Origin of the sequence: Paenibacillus graminis (assembly GCF_000758705.1) — a bacterium.
Lineage (GTDB): Bacteria > Bacillota > Bacilli > Paenibacillales > Paenibacillaceae > Paenibacillus_AQ > Paenibacillus_AQ graminis.
Genome location: NZ_CP009287.1, coordinates 4213618 through 4237069 on the forward strand (window position 1 = coordinate 4213618; position 23452 = coordinate 4237069).

General features: G+C 50.4%; 26 protein-coding genes and 1 tRNA gene. 5 read left to right on the forward strand and 22 right to left on the reverse strand.

Annotation, left to right across the window (positions count from 1 at the left end; translation table 11 throughout):
- Nucleotides 1-16: 16 nt before the first annotated feature.
- The 5 genes from topA to PGRAT_RS17825 form a co-directional block, all read right to left on the reverse strand.
- Nucleotides 17-2113: a type I DNA topoisomerase gene (gene topA / locus PGRAT_RS17805; protein ID WP_025706262.1), complete on the reverse strand. Its 2097-nt coding sequence runs from the start codon at nucleotides 2111-2113 to the stop codon at nucleotides 17-19.
- Nucleotides 2114-2145: 32 nt separating this feature from the next.
- Nucleotides 2146-3264, reverse strand: a complete 1119-nt coding sequence (dprA, locus tag PGRAT_RS17810; protein ID WP_042266964.1) for a DNA-processing protein DprA — start codon at nucleotides 3262-3264, stop codon at nucleotides 2146-2148.
- A gap of 132 nt (nucleotides 3265-3396) precedes the next feature.
- A complete protein-coding gene (gene sucD, locus PGRAT_RS17815; protein ID WP_025703068.1) occupies nucleotides 3397-4326 on the reverse strand; it encodes a succinate--CoA ligase subunit alpha in 930 nt (309 codons plus the stop codon).
- 31 nt (nucleotides 4327-4357) lie between these two features.
- The gene (sucC, locus tag PGRAT_RS17820; protein WP_025703066.1) at nucleotides 4358-5515 is read right to left on the reverse strand and encodes an ADP-forming succinate--CoA ligase subunit beta; all 1158 of its coding nucleotides are present in this window, start codon (nucleotides 5513-5515) and stop codon (nucleotides 4358-4360) included.
- 351 nt (nucleotides 5516-5866) lie between these two features.
- A complete protein-coding gene (locus tag PGRAT_RS17825; protein WP_025703065.1) occupies nucleotides 5867-6331 on the reverse strand; it encodes a MarR family winged helix-turn-helix transcriptional regulator in 465 nt (154 codons plus the stop codon).
- Between the two features lie 147 nt (nucleotides 6332-6478).
- On the opposite strand from PGRAT_RS17825, the gene PGRAT_RS17830 reads away from it, so the two are divergent.
- Nucleotides 6479-6907: an organic hydroperoxide resistance protein gene (locus PGRAT_RS17830; RefSeq protein ID WP_025703064.1), complete on the forward strand. Its 429-nt coding sequence runs from the start codon at nucleotides 6479-6481 to the stop codon at nucleotides 6905-6907.
- Nucleotides 6908-7156: 249 nt separating this feature from the next.
- On the opposite strand, the gene PGRAT_RS17835 is transcribed toward PGRAT_RS17830, so the two are convergent.
- From PGRAT_RS17835 to PGRAT_RS17885, 11 genes are all read right to left on the reverse strand, one after another.
- Nucleotides 7157-8926: a YifB family Mg chelatase-like AAA ATPase gene (locus tag PGRAT_RS17835; RefSeq protein WP_042266967.1), complete on the reverse strand. Its 1770-nt coding sequence runs from the start codon at nucleotides 8924-8926 to the stop codon at nucleotides 7157-7159.
- Between the two features lie 203 nt (nucleotides 8927-9129).
- Nucleotides 9130-9639 carry a phosphoesterase gene (locus tag PGRAT_RS17840; RefSeq protein WP_025705502.1) on the reverse strand — a complete coding sequence of 170 codons (510 nt, stop codon included), beginning with the start codon at nucleotides 9637-9639 and terminating at the stop codon, nucleotides 9130-9132.
- 16 nt (nucleotides 9640-9655) lie between these two features.
- Nucleotides 9656-10072: a hypothetical protein gene (locus tag PGRAT_RS17845; RefSeq protein WP_025705501.1), complete on the reverse strand. Its 417-nt coding sequence runs from the start codon at nucleotides 10070-10072 to the stop codon at nucleotides 9656-9658.
- Between the two features lie 134 nt (nucleotides 10073-10206).
- Nucleotides 10207-10593 (reverse strand): YraN family protein, encoded by a 387-nt coding sequence (locus tag PGRAT_RS17850; RefSeq protein WP_025705500.1) that lies wholly within the window; start codon nucleotides 10591-10593, stop codon nucleotides 10207-10209.
- Entirely contained in the window at nucleotides 10590-10892 is a 303-nt protein-coding gene (locus PGRAT_RS17855) for an EscU/YscU/HrcU family type III secretion system export apparatus switch protein (RefSeq protein ID WP_020434147.1), read from the reverse strand. The genes PGRAT_RS17850 and PGRAT_RS17855 overlap by 4 nt, the downstream gene beginning before the upstream one ends.
- The gene (locus PGRAT_RS17860) at nucleotides 10889-13039 is read right to left on the reverse strand and encodes a hypothetical protein (protein WP_042266972.1); all 2151 of its coding nucleotides are present in this window, start codon (nucleotides 13037-13039) and stop codon (nucleotides 10889-10891) included. Before PGRAT_RS17860 ends, PGRAT_RS17855 begins: the two co-directional genes overlap by 4 nt.
- 192 nt (nucleotides 13040-13231) lie before the next feature.
- Nucleotides 13232-13849 carry a ribonuclease HII gene (locus PGRAT_RS17865; RefSeq protein ID WP_025705423.1) on the reverse strand — a complete coding sequence of 206 codons (618 nt, stop codon included), beginning with the start codon at nucleotides 13847-13849 and terminating at the stop codon, nucleotides 13232-13234.
- A gap of 196 nt (nucleotides 13850-14045) precedes the next feature.
- Nucleotides 14046-14906, reverse strand: a complete 861-nt coding sequence (gene ylqF / locus PGRAT_RS17870) for a ribosome biogenesis GTPase YlqF (protein WP_025705424.1) — start codon at nucleotides 14904-14906, stop codon at nucleotides 14046-14048.
- Nucleotides 14907-14935: 29 nt separating this feature from the next.
- Complete coding sequence (gene lepB, locus PGRAT_RS17875; protein ID WP_025705425.1) at nucleotides 14936-15556, reverse strand: signal peptidase I; 621 nt, start codon at nucleotides 15554-15556, stop codon at nucleotides 14936-14938.
- 194 nt (nucleotides 15557-15750) lie between these two features.
- Nucleotides 15751-16095: a 50S ribosomal protein L19 gene (gene rplS / locus PGRAT_RS17880; RefSeq protein WP_019910375.1), complete on the reverse strand. Its 345-nt coding sequence runs from the start codon at nucleotides 16093-16095 to the stop codon at nucleotides 15751-15753.
- A gap of 148 nt (nucleotides 16096-16243) precedes the next feature.
- A complete protein-coding gene (locus PGRAT_RS17885; protein WP_154966527.1) occupies nucleotides 16244-16543 on the reverse strand; it encodes a hypothetical protein in 300 nt (99 codons plus the stop codon).
- A 284-nt stretch (nucleotides 16544-16827) separates the two neighbouring features.
- On the opposite strand from PGRAT_RS17885, the gene PGRAT_RS17895 reads away from it, so the two are divergent.
- Nucleotides 16828-17775, forward strand: coding sequence for a hypothetical protein (locus tag PGRAT_RS17895; RefSeq protein WP_025705428.1), 948 nt, complete (start codon nucleotides 16828-16830; stop codon nucleotides 17773-17775).
- A 91-nt stretch (nucleotides 17776-17866) separates the two neighbouring features.
- Here the strand turns inward: PGRAT_RS17895 and PGRAT_RS17900 are convergent, their stop codons facing one another.
- The gene (locus PGRAT_RS17900) at nucleotides 17867-18118 is read right to left on the reverse strand and encodes an LSm family protein (RefSeq protein WP_025705429.1); all 252 of its coding nucleotides are present in this window, start codon (nucleotides 18116-18118) and stop codon (nucleotides 17867-17869) included.
- Between the two features lie 229 nt (nucleotides 18119-18347).
- Between PGRAT_RS17900 and PGRAT_RS17905 the strand changes: the two genes are divergently transcribed.
- Nucleotides 18348-18545, forward strand: a complete 198-nt coding sequence (locus tag PGRAT_RS17905) for a hypothetical protein (RefSeq protein WP_025705430.1) — start codon at nucleotides 18348-18350, stop codon at nucleotides 18543-18545.
- A 167-nt stretch (nucleotides 18546-18712) separates the two neighbouring features.
- Here the strand turns inward: PGRAT_RS17905 and PGRAT_RS17910 are convergent.
- Nucleotides 18713-18786, reverse strand: a tRNA-Pro gene (locus PGRAT_RS17910).
- A 215-nt stretch (nucleotides 18787-19001) separates the two neighbouring features.
- Here PGRAT_RS17910 and PGRAT_RS17915 point away from each other — a divergent pair.
- Entirely contained in the window at nucleotides 19002-19889 is an 888-nt protein-coding gene (locus tag PGRAT_RS17915; RefSeq protein ID WP_025705431.1) for a helix-turn-helix domain-containing protein, read from the forward strand.
- A 36-nt stretch (nucleotides 19890-19925) separates the two neighbouring features.
- Nucleotides 19926-20501 carry a DUF5823 family protein gene (locus tag PGRAT_RS17920; protein WP_025705432.1) on the forward strand — a complete coding sequence of 192 codons (576 nt, stop codon included), beginning with the start codon at nucleotides 19926-19928 and terminating at the stop codon, nucleotides 20499-20501.
- 701 nt (nucleotides 20502-21202) lie between these two features.
- On the opposite strand, the gene trmD is transcribed toward PGRAT_RS17920, so the two are convergent.
- The 4 genes from trmD to rpsP all read right to left on the reverse strand — a co-directional run bounded on the left by trmD (nucleotide 21203) and on the right by rpsP (nucleotide 23220).
- A complete protein-coding gene (gene trmD / locus PGRAT_RS17925; protein WP_025705433.1) occupies nucleotides 21203-22060 on the reverse strand; it encodes a tRNA (guanosine(37)-N1)-methyltransferase TrmD in 858 nt (285 codons plus the stop codon).
- Nucleotides 22060-22584 carry a ribosome maturation factor RimM gene (gene rimM, locus PGRAT_RS17930; RefSeq protein WP_025705434.1) on the reverse strand — a complete coding sequence of 175 codons (525 nt, stop codon included), beginning with the start codon at nucleotides 22582-22584 and terminating at the stop codon, nucleotides 22060-22062. Before rimM ends, trmD begins: the two co-directional genes overlap by 1 nt.
- 110 nt (nucleotides 22585-22694) lie before the next feature.
- Entirely contained in the window at nucleotides 22695-22925 is a 231-nt protein-coding gene (locus PGRAT_RS17935; RefSeq protein WP_025705435.1) for a KH domain-containing protein, read from the reverse strand.
- Nucleotides 22926-22947: 22 nt separating this feature from the next.
- Entirely contained in the window at nucleotides 22948-23220 is a 273-nt protein-coding gene (gene rpsP, locus PGRAT_RS17940) for a 30S ribosomal protein S16 (protein ID WP_019910363.1), read from the reverse strand.
- Between the last annotated feature and the right edge of the window lie 232 nt (nucleotides 23221-23452).

Sequence of the window (23452 nt, forward strand, 5' to 3'; positions counted from 1 at the left end):
CCTCCTGTAGCGACATTTATTCTGCCAGTTCTTCGCCCTCTAGCACAGCCTCTGTGTGATCGCAAGAGGTGCACTGCAGCTTGGTTCCCTGCTTGCTGCGCTTCTCTATCATCCAGGAGCCGCAGACCGGACATGGTTTAATGGATGGTCTGTCCCATGATACAAAATCACAGCCAGGATACTGGTCACATCCGTAAAAAACACGGCCTTTCTTGCTGCGGCGCTCCACAACTTTGCCTTCATGGCATTTCGGACAGCTTACGCCAATATCCTTGACAATCGGCTTGGTATTCCGGCAATCGGGAAATCCGGAGCATGCCAGGAATTTACCGAACCTTCCCAGCTTATATACCATAGGCTTGCCGCATTTCTCGCACATTTCATCCGAAACTTCATCTTCAATTTCGATTTCTTTCATTTCTTCTTCAGCAAAGACCAGCCGTTTCTCAAAGGATGTATAAAATTCGGCTAATACTTTCACCCAATCTTCTTCGCCATCCTCCACATGGTCCAGATCGCCTTCCATATGCGCAGTAAACTCTACATCCAGAATCTCCGGGAAAAACTGCTCCATCTGCTCAATGATCAGTTCTCCAAGCTCAGTCGGCATAAATTTCTTTTCTTCAATAGCGACATACCCGCGTTTCTGGATGGTTTCGAGTGTCGGGGCATACGTACTTGGACGTCCTATGCCGAGCTCCTCCAGCGTCTTCACCAGACGCGCTTCTGTATAACGCGGAGGCGGCTGTGTGAAGTGCTGCTTCGGCTCAATTTCCTGCTTGGTCAGATCATCGCCCGCTTTGAGCGGCGGCAGGAACTTTTCTTCATCCGTTGTACCGTCATCATTGCCTTCAACATACACCTTCATAAAGCCCGGAAAAGAGACTTTGGAGCCCACGGCTCTGAAGACAGCTGTGCCTGCGGTAATATCTACCGAGAGCGTATCAAGAACTGCTGAGGACATCTGGCTGGATACGAACCGTTCCCAGATCAGTTTATACAGCCTGAATTGGTCACGGCTCATGTATTCTTTGACCATGTCGGGTTCACGAAGTGCGGAAGTAGGACGGATGGCTTCATGCGCATCCTGCGCGCCGGCGGCCTTCTTGGAATACTGACGCGGCGTCTCGGGGACAAACTTCTCACCGTATTTAGCCAGAATCAATTCCTTGGCTTCTTCCTGCGCAGTTGCGGACAGCCGGGTTGAGTCTGTACGCATATAAGTGATCAAACCTACGGTTCCCTCTTTGCCCAGTTCAACGCCCTCATAGAGCTGCTGTGCGACAGACATGGTTTTGGCGGCACGGAAGCCCAGCTTGCGCGCAGCCTCCTGCTGCAGGGAGCTGGTTGTGAAGGGAGCCGAAGGATGGCGCTGTCTTTCTTTCTCTTTAACTTCACTTACCTTGAAAGCAGCATCTTTAATAGCCTCCAGCACTTCTTTAACGTCATTTTCGTTTCCGAGTTCTTTCTTCTCACCATTCAGTTTGTGGAACTTAGCTTCGAACAGTGCATCCCGGATACCCAGCTTTGCAGTAATGCTCCAATATTCCGTTGGAACAAAAGCAGAAATTTCATTCTCACGGTCCATTATAATCTTCACGGCAACAGACTGCACACGCCCGGCTGACAATCCTTTTTTGACTTTCTTCCATAATAGCGGGCTGATCTTGTAGCCGACCAGACGATCCAGAATCCGCCGCGCCTGCTGCGCGTTCACCAGATCCATATTAATCTTCCGCGGGGTCTTGAAGGCATCCTTCACAGCCTGCTTCGTGATCTCATTAAAAACGACCCGGCATTCCTCTGAGTTGTCCAGATCCAGCGCATGCGCCAGATGCCAGGCAATGGCTTCACCTTCGCGGTCCGGGTCAGCCGCCAGATAGACTTTTTTCACTTTTTTGCTGGCGTCTTTGAGTTCTTTCAGAATAGAGCCCTTGCCGCGGATCGTGATATACTTGGGATTGAAATCATTCTCTACTTCTACCCCGATCTGACTTTTCGGCAAATCTCTGATATGCCCCATTGAAGCCTTTACGATATATTTACTGCCTAAATATTTGCCAATTGTCTTCGCTTTTGCCGGCGATTCGACAATAACCAACGCATCCGCCATAGGTTGTTCCTCCTAAAAGTGATCCTTCTATATTAAATTACCTTATAAATTGCCCCTGGTAATTGTGATACCGCTTTTTTTATGATTAAAGATAACAGAACTGAATGCAAATGTCCAAAATCCCATCCCGTCCTGAGCAGCAGCTCATCCAGTGTAAAAGGGCCTTGATGCAGTATATGGTATAGGTGAGACTCCTCACTTGTCAATTTCTTTTCCCTAAACCTGTCCTCTTTCCGGGTGACTTCAGAGGCATTTTGCCCTTGGATTGCAGCCTTTGCAGGCAGATATGACTGATATTCTTCAATAATATCCGCAGCTCCGGTTACAAGCTTTGCTCCTTGTTTTATCAGGTCGAGCGCTCCCCGGCTTTTGGGCGAAGTAATCGGTCCCGGTATGGCGAACACATCCCTTCCTGCCTCTAATGCGGCATCGGCGGTGATGAGAGACCCGCTACGGGTATCCGCCTCAACAACAAGCGTGCCCAAGGTGAGGCCAGCAATGATCCGGTTGCGCCGGGGGAACAGCCCCGGATGGCTTGTAGTGCCCAGAGGGTACTCGCTAATGACCAGCCCTTGACGTGAAATCTGCTGCTCCAGCTCCCTGTTCTCAGGCGGGTATACCCTGTCGAGACCTGTCGCAACGACGGCAATGGTGCTGCCGGCATTTCCGAGAGCAGCTTCATGGCAGACACTGTCAATTCCCCTGGCCAGCCCGCTCACTACCGTGAGACCCGCCGTACTCAGCTCCAAGGCCAGCATTCCCCCTACCTTGCGTCCATAAGCTGTCGGCACCCGGGTGCCAACCATAGCGATGGCTGGGCGGCTCGCCCGCTCCAGACGGCCCCTGTAATACAATACCCACGGGGGCTCTGGTGATTCTTTTAATAATTCAGGATAATCTTCATCGAGCAAAGTTACCGCCGCTACACCGCTTTCCTTCATTAAATTGCTGCGTGCATAAATCCACGCCTGGTTAAAATCAGAAGCGAGCCAATGAGCAGTTTTCGCATTTATTCCCAATCTTCCCCAATCCTCAGCACTACAGAAAAATGCATTTTCCGTCAAAAGTCCCTCCCGGCATATTCTGTCGATAGTTTTCCAGCCAATGCCCTCTACTTCATTGAATCCGATCAACAGTTCCCGTGTTTCCATATGTACTCTCTCTCCCTTCTAAAAATGGCTGAACGCCAAAAAAGCAACCTATTATTCCCATAAAGAGAACAAAAGGTTGCTTACCTTATAAGCTGATTATACCTAATCTGGACGCAATTGTATTGTGAATGTTCAGTGAGTCGTAAAAGCGTTCAGAATACCGCGTTCTTCGAGCACCTTGACAAGGGTTGAGCCCATTTCGGCAGGAGTAGGCGCCACTTTGATTCCGCAGGATTCCAGCACCGCGATCTTCTCACTCGCTGTCCCTTTTCCTCCGGATATGATGGCCCCGGCATGACCCATCCGCTTGCCCGGAGGTGCGGTTACTCCGCCGATAAAGCCCACAACCGGCTTTGTCATATTTTCCTTGATCCATTCAGCCGCTTCTTCTTCCGCAGTACCGCCAATTTCCCCGATCATAATCACGGCTTTGGTTCCCGGATCTTCATTAAACAGCTTCAGGATATCGATAAACTCCGAGCCTTTTACCGGGTCACCGCCGATACCGACTGCTGAAGACTGCCCGATTCCTCGCTCAGTGAGCTGATGAACCGCCTCATAGGTCAGCGTTCCGCTGCGGGATACGACGCCCACATAACCAGGCATATGAATGTATCCCGGCATGATGCCTATTTTGCACTCGCCAGGGGTAATGACACCAGGACAGTTAGGACCGATCAGTACGGTAGAACGCCCTTCCATAAAGCGGGAAACCTTCACCATATCCAATACAGGGATTCCTTCAGTGATACATATAACCAGTTCAAGACCGGCATCCACTGCCTCCATGATGGAGTCTGCGGCAAAAGCCGGCGGGACATAAATTACGCTTGCTGTCGCGCCCGTAGCCGCTTTGGCCGCAACCACAGTATCAAATACAGGCAGACTGACCTCACTGCCATTCTCCAAAGTGATGTTTACAGCAGTTCCGCCTTTGCCGGGGGTAACCCCGCCTACCATCTGCGTACCGTAATCCAAGGCTCCTTTGGTATGGAACAAGCCGGTAGAGCCCGTGATTCCTTGCGTGATTACCTTCGTATTTTTATCTACAAGAATGCTCATGCTATAGTCACATCCCTACTTAATTTGGTAGTTACACAAGAGCTACAATCTTACGGGCCCCGTCCGCCATTGAGTCTGCTGCCACAATATTCAGCCCCGAACCGGCAAGAATCTCTTTGCCCAGCGCAACATTGGTGCCTTCAAGGCGCACAACAAGCGGTTTGGTCAGGCCGAGCTGTCTGGCAGCCTCCACTACGCCGCTCGCAATGACATCACAGCGCATGATCCCGCCGAAAATATTGACGAATATTCCATTCACCTTGTCATCGGACAAAATAATTTTGAAAGCCTCGGTAACCTTCTCAGTAGTGGCACCGCCCCCTACATCCAGGAAGTTGGCCGGCTCGCCTCCATAATATTTGATAATATCCATTGTAGCCATGGCCAGACCGGCACCGTTCACCATGCAGCCGATATTCCCGTCAAGTGCGATGTAGCTGAGATCGAATTTGGATGCTTCAATCTCCTTTGCATCCTCTTCATCAAGGTCGCGCAGCTCAAGAATATCCTTGTGCCGGAACAATGCATTGGAGTCAAAGTTCAGCTTGGCATCCAGTGCCATGACATTTCCATCCCCGGTCACAACCAGAGGGTTAATTTCGGCAATGGAGCAATCCTTATCCACAAAAGCTAAATAGAGCGCTTGCATGAACTTAACCGCTTTATTGACCAGCTCCGTGGGAATCGCAATGCTGTACGCCAGTTTACGGGCTTGAAAAGTCTGCAGCCCTACTGCAGGATCAATAATTTCCTTAAAAATCTTCTCCGGATGCGTTGCCGCAACCTCTTCAATCTCTGTTCCGCCTTCCTCCGAAGCCATCATCACCACACGCCCGGAGCCACGGTCGACTACAAGTCCGATGTAGTATTCCTTAACAATCTGGCAGCCTTCTTCAATGAGAAGCCGTTTGACTACCTTCCCTTCCGGACCGGTCTGATGGGTAATCAGCGTCTTTCCGAGAATCTCTTCAGCATACGCCCGTACCTCTTCGCTTGATTTGGCGACCTTCACGCCTCCGGCCTTACCGCGCCCGCCAGCATGAATCTGCGCTTTTACCACTACCACCGGGGTCCCCAGCGATGCTGCGGCTTCCACCGCTTCCTCCACTGTATAAGCTACTTTTCCGTTCGGTACGGCGACGCCGTACTTCTTAAGTACTTCTTTTCCCTGATACTCGTGGATATTCATACCGGAAGCCTCCTAAAGTATTGCGGTGGCTATGCAGGCAGCCTGCTGCCATTCCGCTTTCCGTTTTGATTGTCCAAAGCCGGGTCCAGACCGGTGAAAACTTACAATATCCCGGTACATACAGAATACCCATGCCGCATCATCCTGACAACGGCACAGGTTTCTGTCCATGGCTTCCGGGGACGAATAACCAGTGTGATCCGATTTTCACCCAGAGCCATAATATGAAACCCAGAATATTGTAACATGTTTTAAAAACGCTTTCCTTAAAAACTTTCACGATTTATACATACATTTTCGCTCGATTTCATGCCGAAATGCGAACGATTGCATTGACTTTAGTCAAACAAGCTATTTTACAGCGTGGGTATTGGCTTCATGAACACGGGCAAGCAGGTCCTTAAATTGGCCCAGCAGACCCGCAAATTCATCTGCCGTCAGCATGGTTCCTTCCGCCATTTTGCCTGGGATGCACGCCGCTTCACTGCGGAGAGCCCTTCCCTGTTCGGTTAGTGAGATCAATACCTTACGCTCATCCTGAAGCGACCGTTCACGAAGAATCAGACCGGCAGCCTGCAGCCTCTTCAGCAGCGGTGTTAATGTACCCGAGTCTAAAAAAAGCGCTTCGCCCAGCTCTTTTACCGTACATTGGTTTCTTTCCCAAAGCACAAGCATCACTAGGTATTGGGAATACGTGAGGCCAATCTTGTCCAGATGCGGCTGGTACAGCTTCGTAAATTCACGGGAACAGGCATAAATCGTAAAACACAATTGATTTTCAAGCAGCAGTTCAGGGGTTGTATTTGTCTCTTGCATATCATATTCACCTGCCTTTATGACATTATTTTATCACAATTCCTGTTTAATATCATGTTAATAGCGGAAAATATATTGACAATTATTTTAATTGTGTTAAATTAAATTGTGTAAAATACATTAACGAATGAACGGGAGCGATTAATTATGATGACTATTCAACAGAAAATGTACGAAACCACAGTAAAAGCAGTAGGCGGCAGAAGCGGCTATATCGAATCCGAGAGCCCTAAACTGAATCTTACCATCAGTACTCCACGGGAAATGGGCGGTGCTGGCGGAGAAGGCACTAACCCTGAACAGCTGTTTGCAGCCGGTTATTCCGCTTGCTTCGACAGCGCGCTGAACATGGTTGCCCGTATGGGTAAAGTAAAAATTGAAGGCAGTGAAGTAACGGCTACTGTAAGCTTCGGTAAAGTTGAGGATGGCGGATTCGGCATCGCCGTGAAGCTTGATGTCCTGGTCAAAGGCGTTGATAAGGAAACCGCGGCCCAGTTGGTGGAAGCTGCTCACGGGGCATGTCCTTACTCCCGCGCAACCCGCGGAAATATCGTGGTCGAGTTGAATGTGCTGTAAGAAAGCCTGCTGCACATCTCGTTAATATAGCGCAAGCCATCCAGTTTTGAAGGGTGGCTTGTTTGGCTATATAAATATGTGTTATGGAATATAAAAAAATGAAGAAGGAGACTGAATTCCATGGAATAGGTAATTTTGAGCCGAAACCCAGAAATCTATCCTCTAAATTCATCCTCACCTTATAGCATCTTAAAGGGAGCAGCTCTCAATGCGGACATGCGAGCTGAAATCCTGTTTACACAGAGTTGGTCACTCATCCATTACGACCTGCCGGTCCAGATTACGGTATTGGACAGCCTCGGCAAGATGCGCAGAGCTAATATCCGCAGCACCTTCAAGATCGGCAATCGTACGGGCCAGCTTAATGATCCGGTCATGAGCACGCATGCTTAAACCCAGATTGTCCAGAATATCATTGAGCAGCTCTCTGCCGTCCTTCTGCAGCCTTGCATAATGGCGCAAAGCCGCCCCTGAAAGCTCACTGTTCCAGGAGATTGGAAGATTTCTGTAACGCTCCGCCTGAATAGCTTGCACTTTAAGCACTTCAGAACGCATCTCTGCCGAAGACAATGAAGGTCCCCGCCCCTCCCAGTCCGTTGGACGGGGAACATCTACCTGCATATCCATCCGGTCCAGCAGCGGACCGGAAATTTTGCCGCGGTATTGTGCGATCTTCGCCGGACTGCAGGTGCATCTCAGATGTGTTCCTCCGCTTCCCAAATACCCGCAGCTGCATGGATTCATCGAACAAGCAAGTAAAAGCTGCGCGGGAAATGTAAACGACGCCCGGGCGCGGCTGATCGTGACTACCCCATCCTCCAGAGGCTGGCGCAGCACTTCAAGCACATTGCGGGAGAACTCAGGCAGCTCATCCAAAAAGAGGACACCGCGGTGCGCCAGGCTAACTTCCCCCGGTTTCGGGACCCCGCCGCCCCCAATCAAACCTGCCGCCGAGATCGTATGGTGCGGGGACCGGAACGGGCGGCTGCGCATGAGTCCGCTGTGGGCATCCTTCAGCTTGCCTGCGGCACTGAAGATTTTGGTCACCTCCAGCGACTCCCTCTCGCTAAGTTCCGGAAGTATGCCTGGCAAGCGTTTGATCAGCATTGTTTTGCCCGTTCCGGGCGGACCGATCAGGATAATATTATGCATCCCGGCAGCTGCTATAATCAGTGCCCGCTTCACATGATTTTGTCCAAGCACATCCCTGTAGTCTTCCATCATTATGTTCACCCCGGTGCTGCCTGGATCTGTCCGCTTATATTCAACGGTATACTTCAAATGCTCTAAGGTTAGCACATTAACCAAAGACTGCTCCGGCACAGCTGGGCCTGAACTAACCGTAACAGGAAAAGGGAGTTCGCTTAACAGCACAGGAGGAGATGGCATCGCCGAAGACTCCGATTCTGCTGGTGATAGTATTTCCGGTAAGCCGTCAAAACCTGCAGCGGATGCATCCTTAGACTCCGGCTTATGCTGTTTTGTTTTGCGGGGCACACCCAAGGGTTCACCCTCTGCCTGCGGCTGCGGCAGCTGCCGCAAATGTTCTGCAGCATATATGGTCATTCCGCTGATCAGCGCCGCTTCAGCGGCATTGCCTGCAGGTACAAGCACAGCCGTAAGGCCAGCGCGCCTGGCGGCTTCGACCATGGGCAGCACTCCGGTAACCGGCCGCAGACTGCCATCCAGCGCCAGCTCGCCGATGAGCAGCAAATTTTCCGCTTCGGGCATAACCAGCTGGCCGCTTGTGGTCAGGATGCCGAGCGCAATGGCCAGATCAAAGGCGGACCCCTCTTTGCGGAGGTCAGCCGGAGCCAGATTGATTGTGACGCGCTGCTGAGGGTAACGGTAGCCGCAATTTTTGACGGCGGCGCGCACTCTTTCTACGGCTTCTCTAATGGCTGAATCCGGCAATCCGATAATACTCGTCTGCGGCAGACCATTCGCCAGGTCAATTTCCACACCAATCATCACTCCTTCAATGCCGTACAGGCATGCGCTGTGCATTTTTCCATACATAACAAAAAACACCTCTTCCCCTGAAATACGCCCACATGCAGGCGGACTAGATTCAAGAAAAAGGGTGCTTCCTCTATTTTCCGGCGATTCTATTATCCTCAGTATACTTAGCTTTCCATGCTATAATCAATAGCCTGGGTTCAAGCGAAGGGGAATTTCAAACATTTACATAAATATGCAAGCTATTTGAGATGAAAAATCCATCACCCTTCCTCTTTCACTACAACTCTATCTGTGATTTGGGAAAAAGACAAAGGTGTATAGTCCCAGTGTTCTACGCAAATGTTAAAATGATTGTTTCCCTCATATCTCTGGCCATGGATATGCCCATGCACATTCACGTAAGGCATATGCTTGTTCATGTACATCGGTTCATGCGAGAGAAAGAAGAAATCCTTATACACTAGAGGGTATTCACTCACCTCATTAAACCCGGCGTTCAGCCACCAGTTCCGGCCACGGCTGCGGTCGTGATTGCCAAGAATCAGAATTTTATAACCATTCAGGTCAGAGACGATATCCCGCGTGCGTTCCAGGTTCAAGAAAGAGAAATCCCCTAAATGAAATACCGTGTCTTCTGCACCGACAACAGCATTCCACTTCCCGATCATTACCTGATCCATTTCTTCGACACTGCCGAAGGGCCGGGACTCAAAATCAATAATCAGTTTGTGCCCAAAATGCTGGTCTGAAGTAAAAAATACATCCGGCAATCTGCTCCCCTACCTTTCAATCGCTCCAGTTCCGTTTGGCAGAGCGCTGGCTGTTCGTATCCAGCTTAATCAGCTCGGCTAATGGAGGTACTTCCTCATGTTCAATCAGCCACTGGCGCATCTCCTTGATCGCTTCCACTTGTCCATTGCCTTTGTCGCGCCAGGTCAACAGCTCTATTACCCGAATCACAAGCGACAGCAGGCTGCTATTGCTGCTCTGGGTCTTTTCGGCACGGATTTTTTGAAATAATGCTTCATTTTCCCAATCAATCAATATCTCCTCCGCTATGGCGGGCCGCATAACGGTAAAAGTCTTATTACATTTGCTGCAGCATACAACGGATACAGGCTCTCCGTCCAGCTCTACTGCGATTTTGTTGTCACAATATTGGCAAGTAAAACTTACCTGTATATTAAATGGTTGATTTTTCACTCGGACAGCCCTCCTCATGGTGGCATTAAAAAGTTACAATAATGTTTACCCATTTCCTCGAAGAAATGACCCATAGTGCGGAGGTTAAGTCAAGACTGAATGCTTGGAAAGACAAAACAAATGAATATTATAGCTTAAAAAGCCTCCCGGATGTGGTGAAGGGACGTGATTCCCAAGTCCTCGTTCAGCATCACCGTGATGACGTCAAAAGAAACCCGGCGCTCCTCCTGGCCCTTCATATGCAGATATACCCGGGCGGTGGCCCGAACCTGGCGGATTTTCCGTTCATCCACAGATTCCTCCGGTGTCCCCTGAAGCGGACTCCCGCCACGGCTGCGTACTTCAACAAAAATAAGCACCTCACCGTATTCAGCAATAATGTCCAGTTCCCCGCTGCGGCAGCGCCAATTGCTGTCAATAATGTTGTAGCCTTGGGCAGACAAATATCGGACAGCGGCTTTTTCGCCGGCTGCCCCTTTTTGCTTGCGGGAATAAAACTCTTCAGGCGGCCCCCCGCTCACTTCTGCCTCCGCTCTCCGGCAGAGCGGTCGCTCTGGTACACATAACTCAGGATTTCTGCCACCAGCTGATACAGCTGCGGAGGAATCTGCTGGTCAAGATCAAGCTTGGACAACACTTCTACCAGGGCGGCATCCTCTTGAACGGCCACCCCGCTGTCTTTGGCCATCTGCAGGATCTTGTCCGCTACTGCACCTTGTCCTTTGGCTACAACGACTGGAGCTTCACTCTGGCCAGGCGAATATTTCAGGGCTACCGCTTTTTTGAGGTTTGGAGAAATTTCATCAGCAGGCTCACTCATATGCGGTAATCCACTCCTTTATAAGAATCCGGCACATAATCTGCCAGTTTGCCAACGCTGCCCGCAACTGAAGCAGACACTGCGCTTGGCTGGGGCAGAGGCTCCGTCCGCAGACTCAACAGCTGATAGCCTATCGATTCCACAGCTGCTTCAATCTCATCCTTGCGTTCTTCCAGCAGCTCCAGTACCCAGGGCGTATCATTATGCAGCTTCAGACTGACGATCCTGTCGACCACCTGCACATCTACCAGCGTCTGTCCCAGCTGCTTCATATCCAGGTCAAACCACAGGCGGCAGTTCGCTGCATCAAGCTCGCCTTTGCGGCCCCGTCTCGACTGGATATGGACGGAAGCCGTTTCCTGGCCGTCCGGCCCCCGCAGCGGCAGGAACATCGTTACTTGCGCGAACGGAGCCGTACGGTCGGTATTCAGGAGCAGCTGCTGCCCTGTAAGCTGCTGCACCAGCTGGCCCGCGGCTTCCTTGACCGCGGGCGGCACCTCGCTGCTGCCCAGCACCTGCAGCAGCACGCCCTTCAGCGTATCGGCGGCTGCATCCCCGCCGTCAGCCGCACTGGCCAGCGCAGCCTGCGGCAGCGCCGCCCCAGGGGCATGCCCCGCTCCCGCCGCGCCGGCGGGCGGGGCCACGGCGAGCTGCTGCTGCGCACCGCCGCGAACAGCGTGCTGCTCGTGCTCCGCACCGAGCAGCTTCAGCACCCGCCCCACCCACGACTCCGTGTCGCGGGTGGCGGCGGTGCCCGTCGGCTGCGCCCCGGCCGCAGCCGCAGACGGGCCGTCCCCGCGCTGCCCGGCAGGCGCGGGGGCCGGCTCTTGCCCCGCTGCCGCTGGCGGGGCTGTGGTGCCCTGCTGCGGCTGTGCGGCCGCAGGGGCAGGGGTTTGCCCCGCAGCGTCAGCGGGCGGGGCTGCGGCGAGCTGCGGCAGCGTGCCGCGCAGCTCGGTGAGCACGCCCTGCAGCTTCGCGAGCAGGGCGGGACCCTTGCCGGCAGCAGAAGCTTCTGCTGCCGGCACTGCACTTCGTTCCGGCTGCGGAACGGAACGCGGTTCCAGGCCTTCTGCCGGTTCCGCAGAAGGCATACCACCGTTCGCTGCAGCAGCTAATCCTGCAGCGGACGGCTGGGCATTGCCCGCCTTCGGAGCCGCCGCTGCTTCCGCAGCATCTCCATCCACAGGCGGCTGGGCCGGAGCTATTCCCGTCCGGTTAGCTGAAGCGGTAACCGGCGGCTCTGCATCGGCAGTTGGATTGCCGGCCGGAGCTGAAGCAGCGCTCCCGGCAGGCGGCTCCGTTTTTAGAGCGCCTGCCGGTGTCTTTCCCGGAATTTGAGCCGCCTCATCAGCAGACCCGGACTCAGCTGGAGCTACTGGTGCACGTAACGCATCCATACCCTCTGCTTGACTAGCTGACGGAGGAACTGGTGACGCAGGCATTCCGCCTACAGACACCGCTTCGGCAGGAGCAGCCGTTCCAGCAGTAATCGATGATACAGGCTGGTTAAAACCGCTCGGCGCAGGACTTCCGCCTGCCGTATCGTTCTCCTGCTGTGCCCACAGGCCAATCGCCGTTTCAAGCTGAGCCACAAGCTGATGCAGCTTGGGTCCAAACACCGCTTGCTGCAGCCCTCTCACACTTTCTGCTGTGACCGGAAGTCCGCGTTTTACCGAAATTACTGCCGCCTCCAGCCATTCCGATACCGGAACATTCGGCGGTTTGGCCTGCATTACAGCCTCCAGATTGGCTGCAGTTTCCTTGGTCAGCGCAATGCCGCCAGAGACCATAGCCTGTATAATTTCCTTGCCTGCCTTGGAATCCGTAAGCCCCAGCGATTCCAGCGCTTCCCCCATACTTTGTGGAGATGCCAATATCGCCTCACCCGGCGAAGCAGGCTTTAAAACAGGCAGCCCTCCGTCTCCCGGGGGAGCAACTTGCAGATTCAGTGTTTGTCCAGGCTGCAGCGGAGTCTCCAGCTCCGCACGGACAGGTGTGCCCTGAATCTGAACGACCGCTTCTCTGCCGGATTCCGACACACTGAGCACCACACCCCGGACTACCTGGCCTTCTTTGAGCTCTACCGACTTGGGCTCGCCCGTTTTATTGTCTCCGAGCAATCCGCGAATCAGAGATCCGATGTTCATGCCGTTCCCCCTCCCTACGATGCATCTTTCTATTTTATATCGGCAATTTCAAGGGATTCTTAAGAACCTCCCTTACTAGCGCTCCAGCACACCCAAGCTTTTAATTGAACTCATATAGAACAACTTCCAATAGGCCAAAGTCCGGTCTTTTACATTCACATCGCTTTATTCGGCTCCGCCAATCCGCCCAACCTAAAACAAAACCGGTTCATCCGAGAGTATTTTCCCCAGGAAGCTGCGGCGGTGCATGGGAGTTGGCCCCAGCGCCAGGAGCTGCTCCCTGTGCAGTTTAGTTGCATAACCTTTATGTATTTTAATTCCGTAGTCCGGGTATAATTCCTCCCAGAGGCCTTCACACAGACGGTCGCGTGTAACTTTGGCCACGATAGAAGCAGCGGCAATGGACTGGCTGTTGGCATCCCCTTTAATAATCGCCTGCTGCGGCAGCGGAAGATCTACCTTTTCTGCATCAATCAGCATATAGTCAGGATGGCATTCCAAGCCTTCTACCGCTTTTTTCATCGCCAGTCTGGAGGCCTGCTTGATGTTGATCTCATCAATTACGGCCGAGTCAACATGACCCACACTCACAGCCAGCGCCTGGTCCATAATCAGCTCGAACAGCATCTCCCGCTTCTTCGCGGTCAGCTTCTTGGAATCATCCACACCCTCTATGATCAGACCCTCCGGCAAAATAACCGCAGCGGCCACCACGTCGCCGAACAGACAGCCTCTTCCTACTTCGTCAACACCGGCAATACGGCGGTAATCCTGTTCCCAGCATCCTTTTTCATAGATTAACATATCCATTGAACTCACCGTTCATCCACCACCAATTCTAATCTCCCAGTTCCCTGTACCAGCCAGCTTATCATAAGAACACTCCGCGGTCATCCCACTTTATGCTCAAAATCCCCCTTCCAAATTCAGGCACCCCCTTCAGCCAGCACAACAAAAAACCACCCCAGATGCCCGGATGGTTTTTCCACTCCATATCAATCTCTGATTAAGGTGTCTCCAGCGTAAAACGTCCCAGTTTGCCTGCCCGCAGGTCATGCAGCAGGATCCGCGAAGCCTTTTCCAGATCCACCCGTCCGCCGCTGATCAGGCAACCGCGTTTACGCCCTACAGCTTCCATAACCGCTACAATTTCATCCGGATTTTTCAAATCTTCAGGAAGCTTCTCGATTCCAAACCGTTCCTGGAAACTTGCGCCATAATCCTTAACCAAGTACTTCACCGCAAAAAAAGCGATATCCTCAATGTTCAGGATTTCCTCTTTGATTGCACCGGTTACCGCCAGACGGTAGCCGACTTCCTGGTCCTCGAATTTGGGCCACAGAATCCCGGGAGTATCGAGAAGCTCCAGATTTCCGCCGGTCTTAATCCATTGCTGTCCTTTGGTCACACCCGGACGGTCACCGGTTGCAGCGATATTTTTGCCCGCCATGCGGTTGATGAGCGTAGATTTGCCCACATTGGGAATTCCAACGATCAGCGCCCGGCTGGGCCGCGGGTTCATCCCTTTAGCAATCTGCCGGTCGATTTTGTCCTTAAGCAGCAGCTTCACCTGTTCGGGAATGTCTTTGATGCCTGTGCCTGTAGCCGCATCCACCGGATGGGCAACATGGCCTTCCGCTTTGAAAAAGGCCAGCCATTTCCGTGTAGCCTCAGGGTCTGCCAAGTCCGCCTTATTCAGAATAATCAGCCTTGGCTTGTCCCGCAAAATATCGTCAATCATCGGATTGCGGCTGGAAAGCGGCAGACGGGAATCGAGCAGTTCTATACACACATCAATCAGCTTCAGCTTATCCTCGATTTGCCGCCTAGCCTTCGTCATATGACCAGGAAACCATTGAATGGCCATTGCCGTCACCTCCTTTGACTTCCGTCAACTTAATGGTTAATCACTGAAATATCCTTTACCGGCCAAAAGATCAGGTCCGCACGGCCGACAATATCACCCAGCGGCACATAACCGATCATGCGGCTGTCGGTACTGTCCGAACGGTTGTCTCCCATTACAAAGACATGCCCTTCCGGAACGGTTCCATCCGTAAATTCTTCATTGGGGAAATTCTTGTTGTTATACAGTGCGTTGTTATTGTGCGCCTCGTCAATCGCGCCTTGAATATAACTTTCATTCACCGGCTTGCCGTTCACAGTAACGACATCGCCTTCAACCTTCACCGTATCCCCGGCTACACCGATTACACGCTTAATGAAATCTCTTCCTTCAGAAGGCACATGGAACACAATGACCTCACCCCGCTGAGGCGAACGGATGTCGTATAAGATTTCATTGACGATCACACGCTCACCGGTATGAAAATTCGGCTGCATGGAAGGCCCATCCACAATAAACGGCTTGAACAAAAGCCAACGAATCAGAATCACCAGAACCAAAGCAATGGCAATGGCCTTCACCCATTCCAATACTTCATTTTTGGGCTTGCGGGGATTCTTGCCGTCAGGCTCAACAACCTCACCTTGTCCCTGCTGCAAATCCTGCTGCATAGTTCACCGTCCTCTCTATATGCTACCCTCACTATACAACAAAAAAACTCCTGCCAAAAACTCCTCCACGATTACTCCGTCAGGAGGCCTTTTCGGAGAAGCTGATCCTAAGGCATATATTATAATGAATCTTAGCTCTCTTCAAGAATAAACGAAAGGGGCTTGAAATCAAGCCCCTTTCACTTGCCGCAATACTAGCGACGGATTTCTTTGATTCTTGCAGCTTTACCGCGCAGGTCACGAAGGTAATAGAGCTTCGCACGACGCACTTTACCACGGCGAGCCACTTCAATTTTCTCGATCTTAGGCGAGTTGATTGGGAAAGTTCTTTCCACACCAACACCGTAAGAGATTTTACGAACCGTAAAAGTCTCACTGATTCCACCGCCGCGGCGCTTGATTACAACGCCTTCGAACAACTGGATCCGTTCACGAGTTCCTTCAATAACTTTTACATGCACTTTCAAAGTGTCACCCGGGCGAAAACTCGGGATATCTTTGCGAAGCTGCTCTTGCGTAATTGCTTGTAGGATATTCATTTAGGACTTCCTCCTTCCGTACAGGTGTTCATGCCTCTTCCGGAGAGATCATCGCTCTCCCTCATTATCCGCAGAGGACCACCGTATTCCACACAACAGAAATAATATTACCATAAACGCCCTGTAAAGACAACCTATTTTTTTAGATTCACAGGGGCAGCATATCGCGTTTTTTGGCCTTCGCTTTGCAGTCTTTGCATAAGCCTACTACCGTTCCATTATCCTGGGCATAGAAGATCAGCTTGCCGTTTTTCTTCTTGCACGATGAGCAAGGCTGTTCGACCGCACTCTGCTTAGCCTTCCGGTGCCGGTCCATAGAAATCACATTACTGGCAGTGGTGCGCTTCGGTTCTGCGGGCTGCCCTTTCCGGCTCCGGTAACCAAAATATACAATCACACCAACTAACAAGACCACTGCAATCGTCGCCGCATACTGCATCTGCATCATCCGCTCCCCTGACTGGTATCAGTCTAATAGTAAACAGACTTTCCTTCATTCAAAGTATATATTAGCCGCTGCTCCTGCTGTGCCGCAAACCATAACTTCTTCTTCAAAACATCGGTTTCACCGTTTATTCTAGCATACCTCTTCATTGAAATGTAGCTGATTGCACCATCCTGGACTTTAGTCCAGTACAGCAACCCGCCTCCAGCCTGTTTGTCAATTTTTTTCCATAATATATAGTATGGATAATACATAAGACTAATCAAACTCTTAGGAGGATCTGAACATTGAGCAAAAATCATAATATAGCAAAGCTTGCGGCCGTCGCCGTACTCTCTATTGCAATGCTGTCCGGGTGCCGTGAACTGCCGGGGAAGGAAGCTGCAGACAATCAGCTTGAACAGCGCTTAACCGGAAATACTCAGCAGGAAACTGCAGAGACTTTCAAACAAGGATTAAGTGAGATTACTTCTAACGTAGAGCAGGCTGTTCAGAATACTGCGGCGAAGGTGTCTGAAGAAATAAACTCTGACAGTATGAGCAAAGAGCTCGTAATTTCCCGCAAAGCTGATTCTTCCTCGGCAATCATTCTGGAGAACAGCGTCGGAGAAGTGAAAGTCACCTCTGGCGGCAGTGATTCCATCACAGTAAAAGCAACGGTCATCACACACCTCGGCCTCAATAAAGAGACTGAACGCAAAATCCTCGACAACGCAGAGGTTACGGTCCAAGCGGACGGCGATGAGCTTAAGGTGTCCACCCATGCCAAGAATGAACCTAAAAAAGATCTATGGGCCTGGGCACAGAAAAAGTACGGGGTCTCCAATTTTACGATCGATTATGAGATAGTGGTACCCGCTACTATTGGTGAATATAATATCAGCAACAATGTTGGAGCGATTCAGCTTCATGGCCTGCAAGGCACCTTCCATATTGCCAGCGATGTTGGCACCATTGTTATGGACAATACCCGGTTCAGCGGAGAATCAACAGTGGAATCGAATACGGGAAGCATCAAACTGGACATCCGCGGCATGAAAACCGGCAGCACCCTTAAAGCACGCAGCGATATTGGCAAAGTTACGGCCGAACTTCAGGACAGCCTTAAGTGCACCGTATCCGCAAAAACCGAGCTCGGCCATATCACCGGAACTGAATCCGGCAATACAGATATTAATGGCGGCGGGCCTCTGGTGTCATTGTCCACACAAATCGGTTCGATTACAGTACGGTAGGAACCGGAATCTGAAAGATGCACCCGCTTATTGCAAACGCACAAAAGCAGCCAGTCTCGGGTTGAGATTGGCTGCTTTTGTGCGTCTGAATTTAGATCAGCGCGATGGCGAGCAGTGTGAACAAGCTTAATGTCAGGATCTCGCTTCCGTACCCGTAAAATCCGCCGTAATAATTTCCGTAAGGATTAAATGCTGAAGTCTTCATTTTTCCGTTGCCCTTTGTTTTCAAATACACGTTGTTTCTGTCCACATCCACAATGATTCCTTCATGCCGTTTACCGTCGTTAGTTAAGATCCGGACTTTTTTATTCATACAATGCAGACAATTATAATAGGCTTCCACCTGAGAACCCCTCCCCCATTCGTGATGGTGTATGGTATGCGGAGGGGGATAAGCCGGACACGGCGGTTGCCGTACCACAGATAGCAATAAATAAAATAGCTGTGAAACAAAGAACTTGTGAACATTGTGTATCAATTTAGATCAAAAAGGGTTATTATTAATATAATATTCATAATTAGAACGCTTACGTACTATAGACAATTTCAATTCCGTAAAGGAGGCAGCTCTCATGAGTGCAGCTGGTAAAAGATTTATCAATGAAGGAATTCTCCGTATCGCCTGGTTTATTATTTTCGCATCACTTACCTATACTGTGCGCAACTACACATGGGTAGTGGTATTATTCTCGGCTGTGGCCCTTTATGCGCTTGGCTCAGGTATTGTAATGCTGGCCCGTGATCACCGCGAACAACGGGGCAGGGCTTAACAACCTCAACTCCTGTACTCTCATAACACTTCCTCTGAACCTTTGGTTCTGAGGGAGTGTTTTTTATTGTAATCACGGGCAGCTGTACGCCCACAACAAAAAGAACCCCTTCGCTTCCGGACACTTGCCGGGCCGAACGTGGTTCTCTTTGACTTGATTACGTATAATCGGAGTAACAGGATTTGAACCTGCGACCTCACCCACCCCAAGGGTGCGCGCTACCAGGCTGCGCTATACCCCGACACTTATGTACGACTGCTCATTTTTCAATATACGCCCTGTACTCAGAAATAGAACCGCCGCACAGGTGATGTTTTTACCTTCATTTAATATATACCGCAGATTAGTATTAGATTCAAGTAAAAATTATGCGAAGCAGATCGTTCGAAACAGAATAGCAAGAAAAATCAAACCTGCGATGAATAGGTACAGTATATTTATGCCAGAGAAAAGGAGGTGCCCAGGCTGTATTACGAAGTAATTCACAAAAGTATTGATTTTATTGAGCAGCATTTGGATGAGGAATTAAACTTGGACCGAATCGCGAGAGAAGCTGGCTTCTCTAAATTCCACTTCCACCGGATCTTTCAGAAATATGTGGGGAAAAGTCCGGCGGAATATATCCGCACCCGGAAGTTAAGCTCTGCCGCCCGTCTTCTGCTCTATTCCGAGGAACGGATTTTGGATATAGCAGTACATTACGGCTTTGAAAGCCAGGAGGCTTTTACAAGAGCGTTTAAAAGGCTTTATGCCCTCCCCCCTGCTGAGTATAGGGCACAAATGAAACTATTCATTCAAGAAAGAGAGGAATTCACTATGTCCGAAATTAAAGGTTGGCTCATCACCGGAACAGCCCCCGGCAATTACAAAGCATCGTTAGATATGCAAATTTATCACGGAGGCAGAAACTCCGTATCTTTGGAGCGAACAGCCGCTGATTCGCCGGACGGGGCTGAATTCGGCACCTTAATGCAGCAGTTTGACGCTAAAAATTATTTGGGAAAACGGATGCGGTTTGCAGGTTTTATACGTACTTGCGAGGTCAGCGGCTGGTGCGGTTTATGGATGCGCATTGATGATAAGCTGCAAAATTTGCTCGGCTTTGACAATATGCAATACAGAAACATTAAAGGAACAAATGACTGGAATTATTACGCTTGTGTCCTGGATATCCCGGAGGAGGCGGCTTGCATCAATATCGGCATTCTCCTTACGGGAAGCGGTAAAGTGTGGCTTGATGATTGTACCTTTGAAGAGGTAGGGACGGACATTGCGGTTACCGACATCCGCACACGGACAGAAAACTTCCCACTGGAGCCCCAGAATCTCAAGTTTGAAGCTTAATTTCAAGCACTGAACGAAGCTTTGGAGAGTGATCTATTGTTTGTATTCATCGTAGAAATCATTAAAATATCCATTCAATTTATCGCCGATTTAATATCCGGGGAGCTGCCTGGATATTTCTACATCTGGTGCGGTGTGTTTCTGGTCTATTCGTTCATCTATGCCTGCCTGGAGATGCGGACAAGGCTGACTGCTGCAGAATTGGCAGAAAGCTTCTTCCTTGAGTGTGCTTCACATCTTGCTGGCTGGATCATCGGTATCCTGGCGGCACGAGCATCCGTATACCTCATTGAGGATGGAATTTCTCAACACCACAAGCTTGCTCTCTATAAAATAGGCTTGCTGCTGCTGATTTCGTATGACTTTTCTGCGATCTTTTCGAGCGTTACTAACAAAGCTTTTGCCCAGCGAAATATTGCTGAAATATGCGCCTTTATTGTAGGTATGACTGCGACATATTTATTATTTATATTGTGCAGAGATTCCATTCTGCAAGGGCTCATCCTATCACAGACTTATGTCGTTACATTGTCCATCCTCAGCGGTGTTTTTGCACTTTTATACAAAATTTCATTGAGAACAGCTGGGGCACCAAAAAATTCCCAACTCTAAAAAACTATTTTCTCTTAAAAATTATGGTTTTTTCGCTGAAGCTATGCTATACTCTTGGCACAAGGAAAGGAGGTGCGTTCACATCAATCATGACATGTTGAACGTATCCCTTACCCGGACCAACGGCTGATTTATTGGCCCTGGTGGCGCGGGATACGGATCAAATTTTTAATTAGCGCCTCGGGTAGAGAGACCGTCTTCGGACGGTCTTTTTTCATTTTCCATTTATACAGGACTGCCTAACAAAAAACCACTACGCCAGCTTCCGGGTCAGCTGAGGCAGTGGTTTTTCGTTCATACTATATCGGTCTTATGATTTACGATTGGTATAAAAATCAATAATATCATTTACAGTGCGGAGCGGCTCCGCTTCCTTGTGGACAGTGTCCACGTCTGGCTTGAGTTCTTCACGCGTATTCGTAGTCACTATTGTTCATTCCTTTCGATAGTTGAAATAGCTGTATCTGGGCTGCAAGTATTTTTCGGCACCTCTAATATATACCCCAAAATCAGGATAGTAACGCACATCTGCTCGCATTTTTCAAAGTATTCTGTTTTTCTCATGTTCCTTTCAGCATTCGCTTAGATTTTTTGTTCACTTTCTTTTCCCGTAAAAAGGATATATTCACAAGAAAAAGCGCCCCATCAACATAGTATACGTTAACAGGACGCCAAATATTCCATTTTATAGTAAATTTCCACTAATTCTTATTGCTGCCTTGTTCTTTCAGGCGTTTGAGCGTCGCCTTGTCCTTTGCCGTTAGTTCAACTGTCTCCAGCAGATCCGGCCGGCGCTCCAACGTCCGCTGCAGGGCCTGCTCCCGCCGCCACACTTCAATGTTGGCATGATGCCCGCTGAGCAGAATATCCGGCACCTTCCAGCCGCGGAACTCCGCCGGACGGGTATAATGCGGATACTCCAGCAGACCTGTGCTGAACGAATCTGTCACCGCTGAAGTCTCATTTCCCAGCGCCCCGGGCTGCAGCCGCACAATCGAGTCAATTACCGTCAGCGCAGGCAGCTCGCCCCCGGTCAGGACATAGTCCCCAATAGAGAGCTCATCGGTCACCAAATGTTCCCGGATCCGCTCATCATAACCTTCATAATGGCCACAGATAAAAATCAGATGCTCTTCCCGTGCCAATTCCTCGGCAATCTGCTGATTATAGGTCCGGCCTTGCGGACACATCAGAATGATGCGCGGCTGCGCCCGGGTGGTACTTCCCCCGTTAACAACAGCAGATTCTCCATTACCATGCGGGAGATGCACATTATTCGCTTCACCAACTTGTTCGCCTTCCCATCCAGACAGCTCCAGATTGCCGGAAGCGGCTAGCACATGCTCCACTGCGGCAAATATAGGGTCAGGCTTCAGCACCATTCCCCCGCCGCCGCCATAAGGCGTATCATCAACACTGTTGTGTTTGTTCCCCGAGTAGTCACGGAAATTGACCGCATTCAGCGAGACGATGCCTTTTTCACGGGCCTTGCCAAGAATACTAGTGCTGAATACGCCCTCACACATTTCCGGAAAAAGCGTCAGCACATCGATCCGCATCATGGCAGCAGCCCTTCCATCAGATGCACCGTGATTTTTTTGGCCTGAATATCTACGTCGAGCACAACGTCGTTAATGACCGGAATCAGAATATCCTGACCTTTAGCCGGCTTCACCACCCATACATCATTGGCCCCGGGCTGCAGAATTTCTTTTATGGTGCCCAGCGGCTGACTGTCATCCTCATCAGTATACACCTCACAGCCAACGATCTGGTGGAAATAATATTCATTTTCCGGCAGCTCCACCAAATCCCCGCTGGGGACCTTCAGGAGACTTCCTTTATATTTCTCGATCTGATTGATGTTGGTATATCCCATTAATCTGACAATATACATCCCTTTATGCTCGCGGGAGGATTCCACCGTCACCTCGAATTTCGGGCTTCCATCGGCGGGAACCACGAGCAGCTTTTTGCCCGGTGCAAAACGGACCTCCGGAAAATCGGTGGAGGACAATATTTTGATCTCCCCGCGGATTCCATGTGTATTGACCAGCCTGCCTACGTTCAGCTCTTCCGTCATCTGATCCTCTCCTTCGTCTGTTCCTGTACAGCGTAAACTTAGCTCTTCTATATATTTCAACAAAAAGGAGCCGGGATATACTATCCCTAGCCCCTCATTGAACGCATTCTTTAAGATAAGATATCCACGGTAACGCGTTTATCGCTCTTGACTGCTGCAGATGTGACCACGGTACGAAGCGCTTTGGCGATTCTACCCTGTTTGCCAATGACCTTGCCGACATCCTCTGGATGTACCGACAGTTCATATACAATCAGGTGATCCTTCTCCACGGTCCGTACAGCCACATCTTCTGGATGATCCACTAAAGCCTTAGCAATAACTCCAACTAATTCTTCCATAGAGGACCCTCGCAATCAGTCATTATTTCTGTTGCTTCAGCTCATGGAACTTCTTCATCACGCCTGCTTTGGAAAGCAGATTGCGGACGGTGTCAGATGCCTGCGCACCTGTTTGAAGCCATTTAAGAGCTTTTTCCTCATCGATCTTAACTACTGCCGGTACTTCAATCGGATTATAATAACCGATTTCCTCGATAAAACGGCCGTCACGAGGGGACCGGGAATCGGAAACCACTACACGATAGAAAGGCGCTTTATGTGCACCCATTCTTTTCAGACGAATACGTACTGCCACGAAATTCACCTCCTTAAAATAGTTTCGATCCCTCCCAAACCCTCCCTTAGCCAAGGGAGGGCCCCAAGGGCTCTGCCCTCTGGACACCCGATTAAGTGCAACTGGCGTGGGCGTTCAGGCTGGCGGGACTTGGGTTATTGGGAGTAAGGACCGCTTGACGTCCCTGCGGGACACGCTTAACTGCGGCGGCACCTTGGGACGGGTAAAGATTTAAAAATTGAGATCAAAAGAC

What these genes read in the sequence shown, in the direction of transcription:
- PGRAT_RS17830 (WP_025703064.1), top strand. Translation starts at nt 6,479, where the DNA reads ATGATGACTATTCAACAGAAAATGTACGAAACCACAGTAAAAGCAGTA.
- trmD (WP_025705433.1), bottom strand. Translation starts at nt 22,060, where the DNA reads ATGCGGATCGATGTGCTGACGCTTTTTCCGGAAATGTGTGAGGGCGTA.
- PGRAT_RS17935 (WP_025705435.1), bottom strand. Translation starts at nt 22,925, where the DNA reads ATGGAAGAATTAGTTGGAGTTATTGCTAAGGCTTTAGTGGATCATCCA.
- topA (WP_025706262.1), bottom strand. Translation starts at nt 2,113, where the DNA reads ATGGCGGATGCGTTGGTTATTGTCGAATCGCCGGCAAAAGCGAAGACA.
- ylqF (WP_025705424.1), bottom strand. Translation starts at nt 14,906, where the DNA reads ATGGCCATTCAATGGTTTCCTGGTCATATGACGAAGGCTAGGCGGCAA.
- sucC (WP_025703066.1), bottom strand. Translation starts at nt 5,515, where the DNA reads ATGAATATCCACGAGTATCAGGGAAAAGAAGTACTTAAGAAGTACGGC.
- PGRAT_RS17825 (WP_025703065.1), bottom strand. Translation starts at nt 6,331, where the DNA reads ATGCAAGAGACAAATACAACCCCTGAACTGCTGCTTGAAAATCAATTG.
- PGRAT_RS17905 (WP_025705430.1), top strand. Translation starts at nt 18,348, where the DNA reads ATGAGTGCAGCTGGTAAAAGATTTATCAATGAAGGAATTCTCCGTATC.
- PGRAT_RS17835 (WP_042266967.1), bottom strand. Translation starts at nt 8,926, where the DNA reads ATGTATGGAAAAATGCACAGCGCATGCCTGTACGGCATTGAAGGAGTG.
- lepB (WP_025705425.1), bottom strand. Translation starts at nt 15,556, where the DNA reads ATGCAGCAGGATTTGCAGCAGGGACAAGGTGAGGTTGTTGAGCCTGAC.
- rplS (WP_019910375.1), bottom strand. Translation starts at nt 16,095, where the DNA reads ATGAATATCCTACAAGCAATTACGCAAGAGCAGCTTCGCAAAGATATC.
- PGRAT_RS17885 (WP_154966527.1), bottom strand. Translation starts at nt 16,543, where the DNA reads ATGATGCAGATGCAGTATGCGGCGACGATTGCAGTGGTCTTGTTAGTT.
- dprA (WP_042266964.1), bottom strand. Translation starts at nt 3,264, where the DNA reads ATGGAAACACGGGAACTGTTGATCGGATTCAATGAAGTAGAGGGCATT.
- PGRAT_RS17855 (WP_020434147.1), bottom strand. Translation starts at nt 10,892, where the DNA reads ATGAGTGAGCCTGCTGATGAAATTTCTCCAAACCTCAAAAAAGCGGTA.
- PGRAT_RS17865 (WP_025705423.1), bottom strand. Translation starts at nt 13,849, where the DNA reads ATGGATATGTTAATCTATGAAAAAGGATGCTGGGAACAGGATTACCGC.
- PGRAT_RS17860 (WP_042266972.1), bottom strand. Translation starts at nt 13,039, where the DNA reads ATGAACATCGGATCTCTGATTCGCGGATTGCTCGGAGACAATAAAACG.
- sucD (WP_025703068.1), bottom strand. Translation starts at nt 4,326, where the DNA reads ATGAGCATTCTTGTAGATAAAAATACGAAGGTAATCACGCAAGGAATC.
- rimM (WP_025705434.1), bottom strand. Translation starts at nt 22,584, where the DNA reads ATGACGGAAGAGCTGAACGTAGGCAGGCTGGTCAATACACATGGAATC.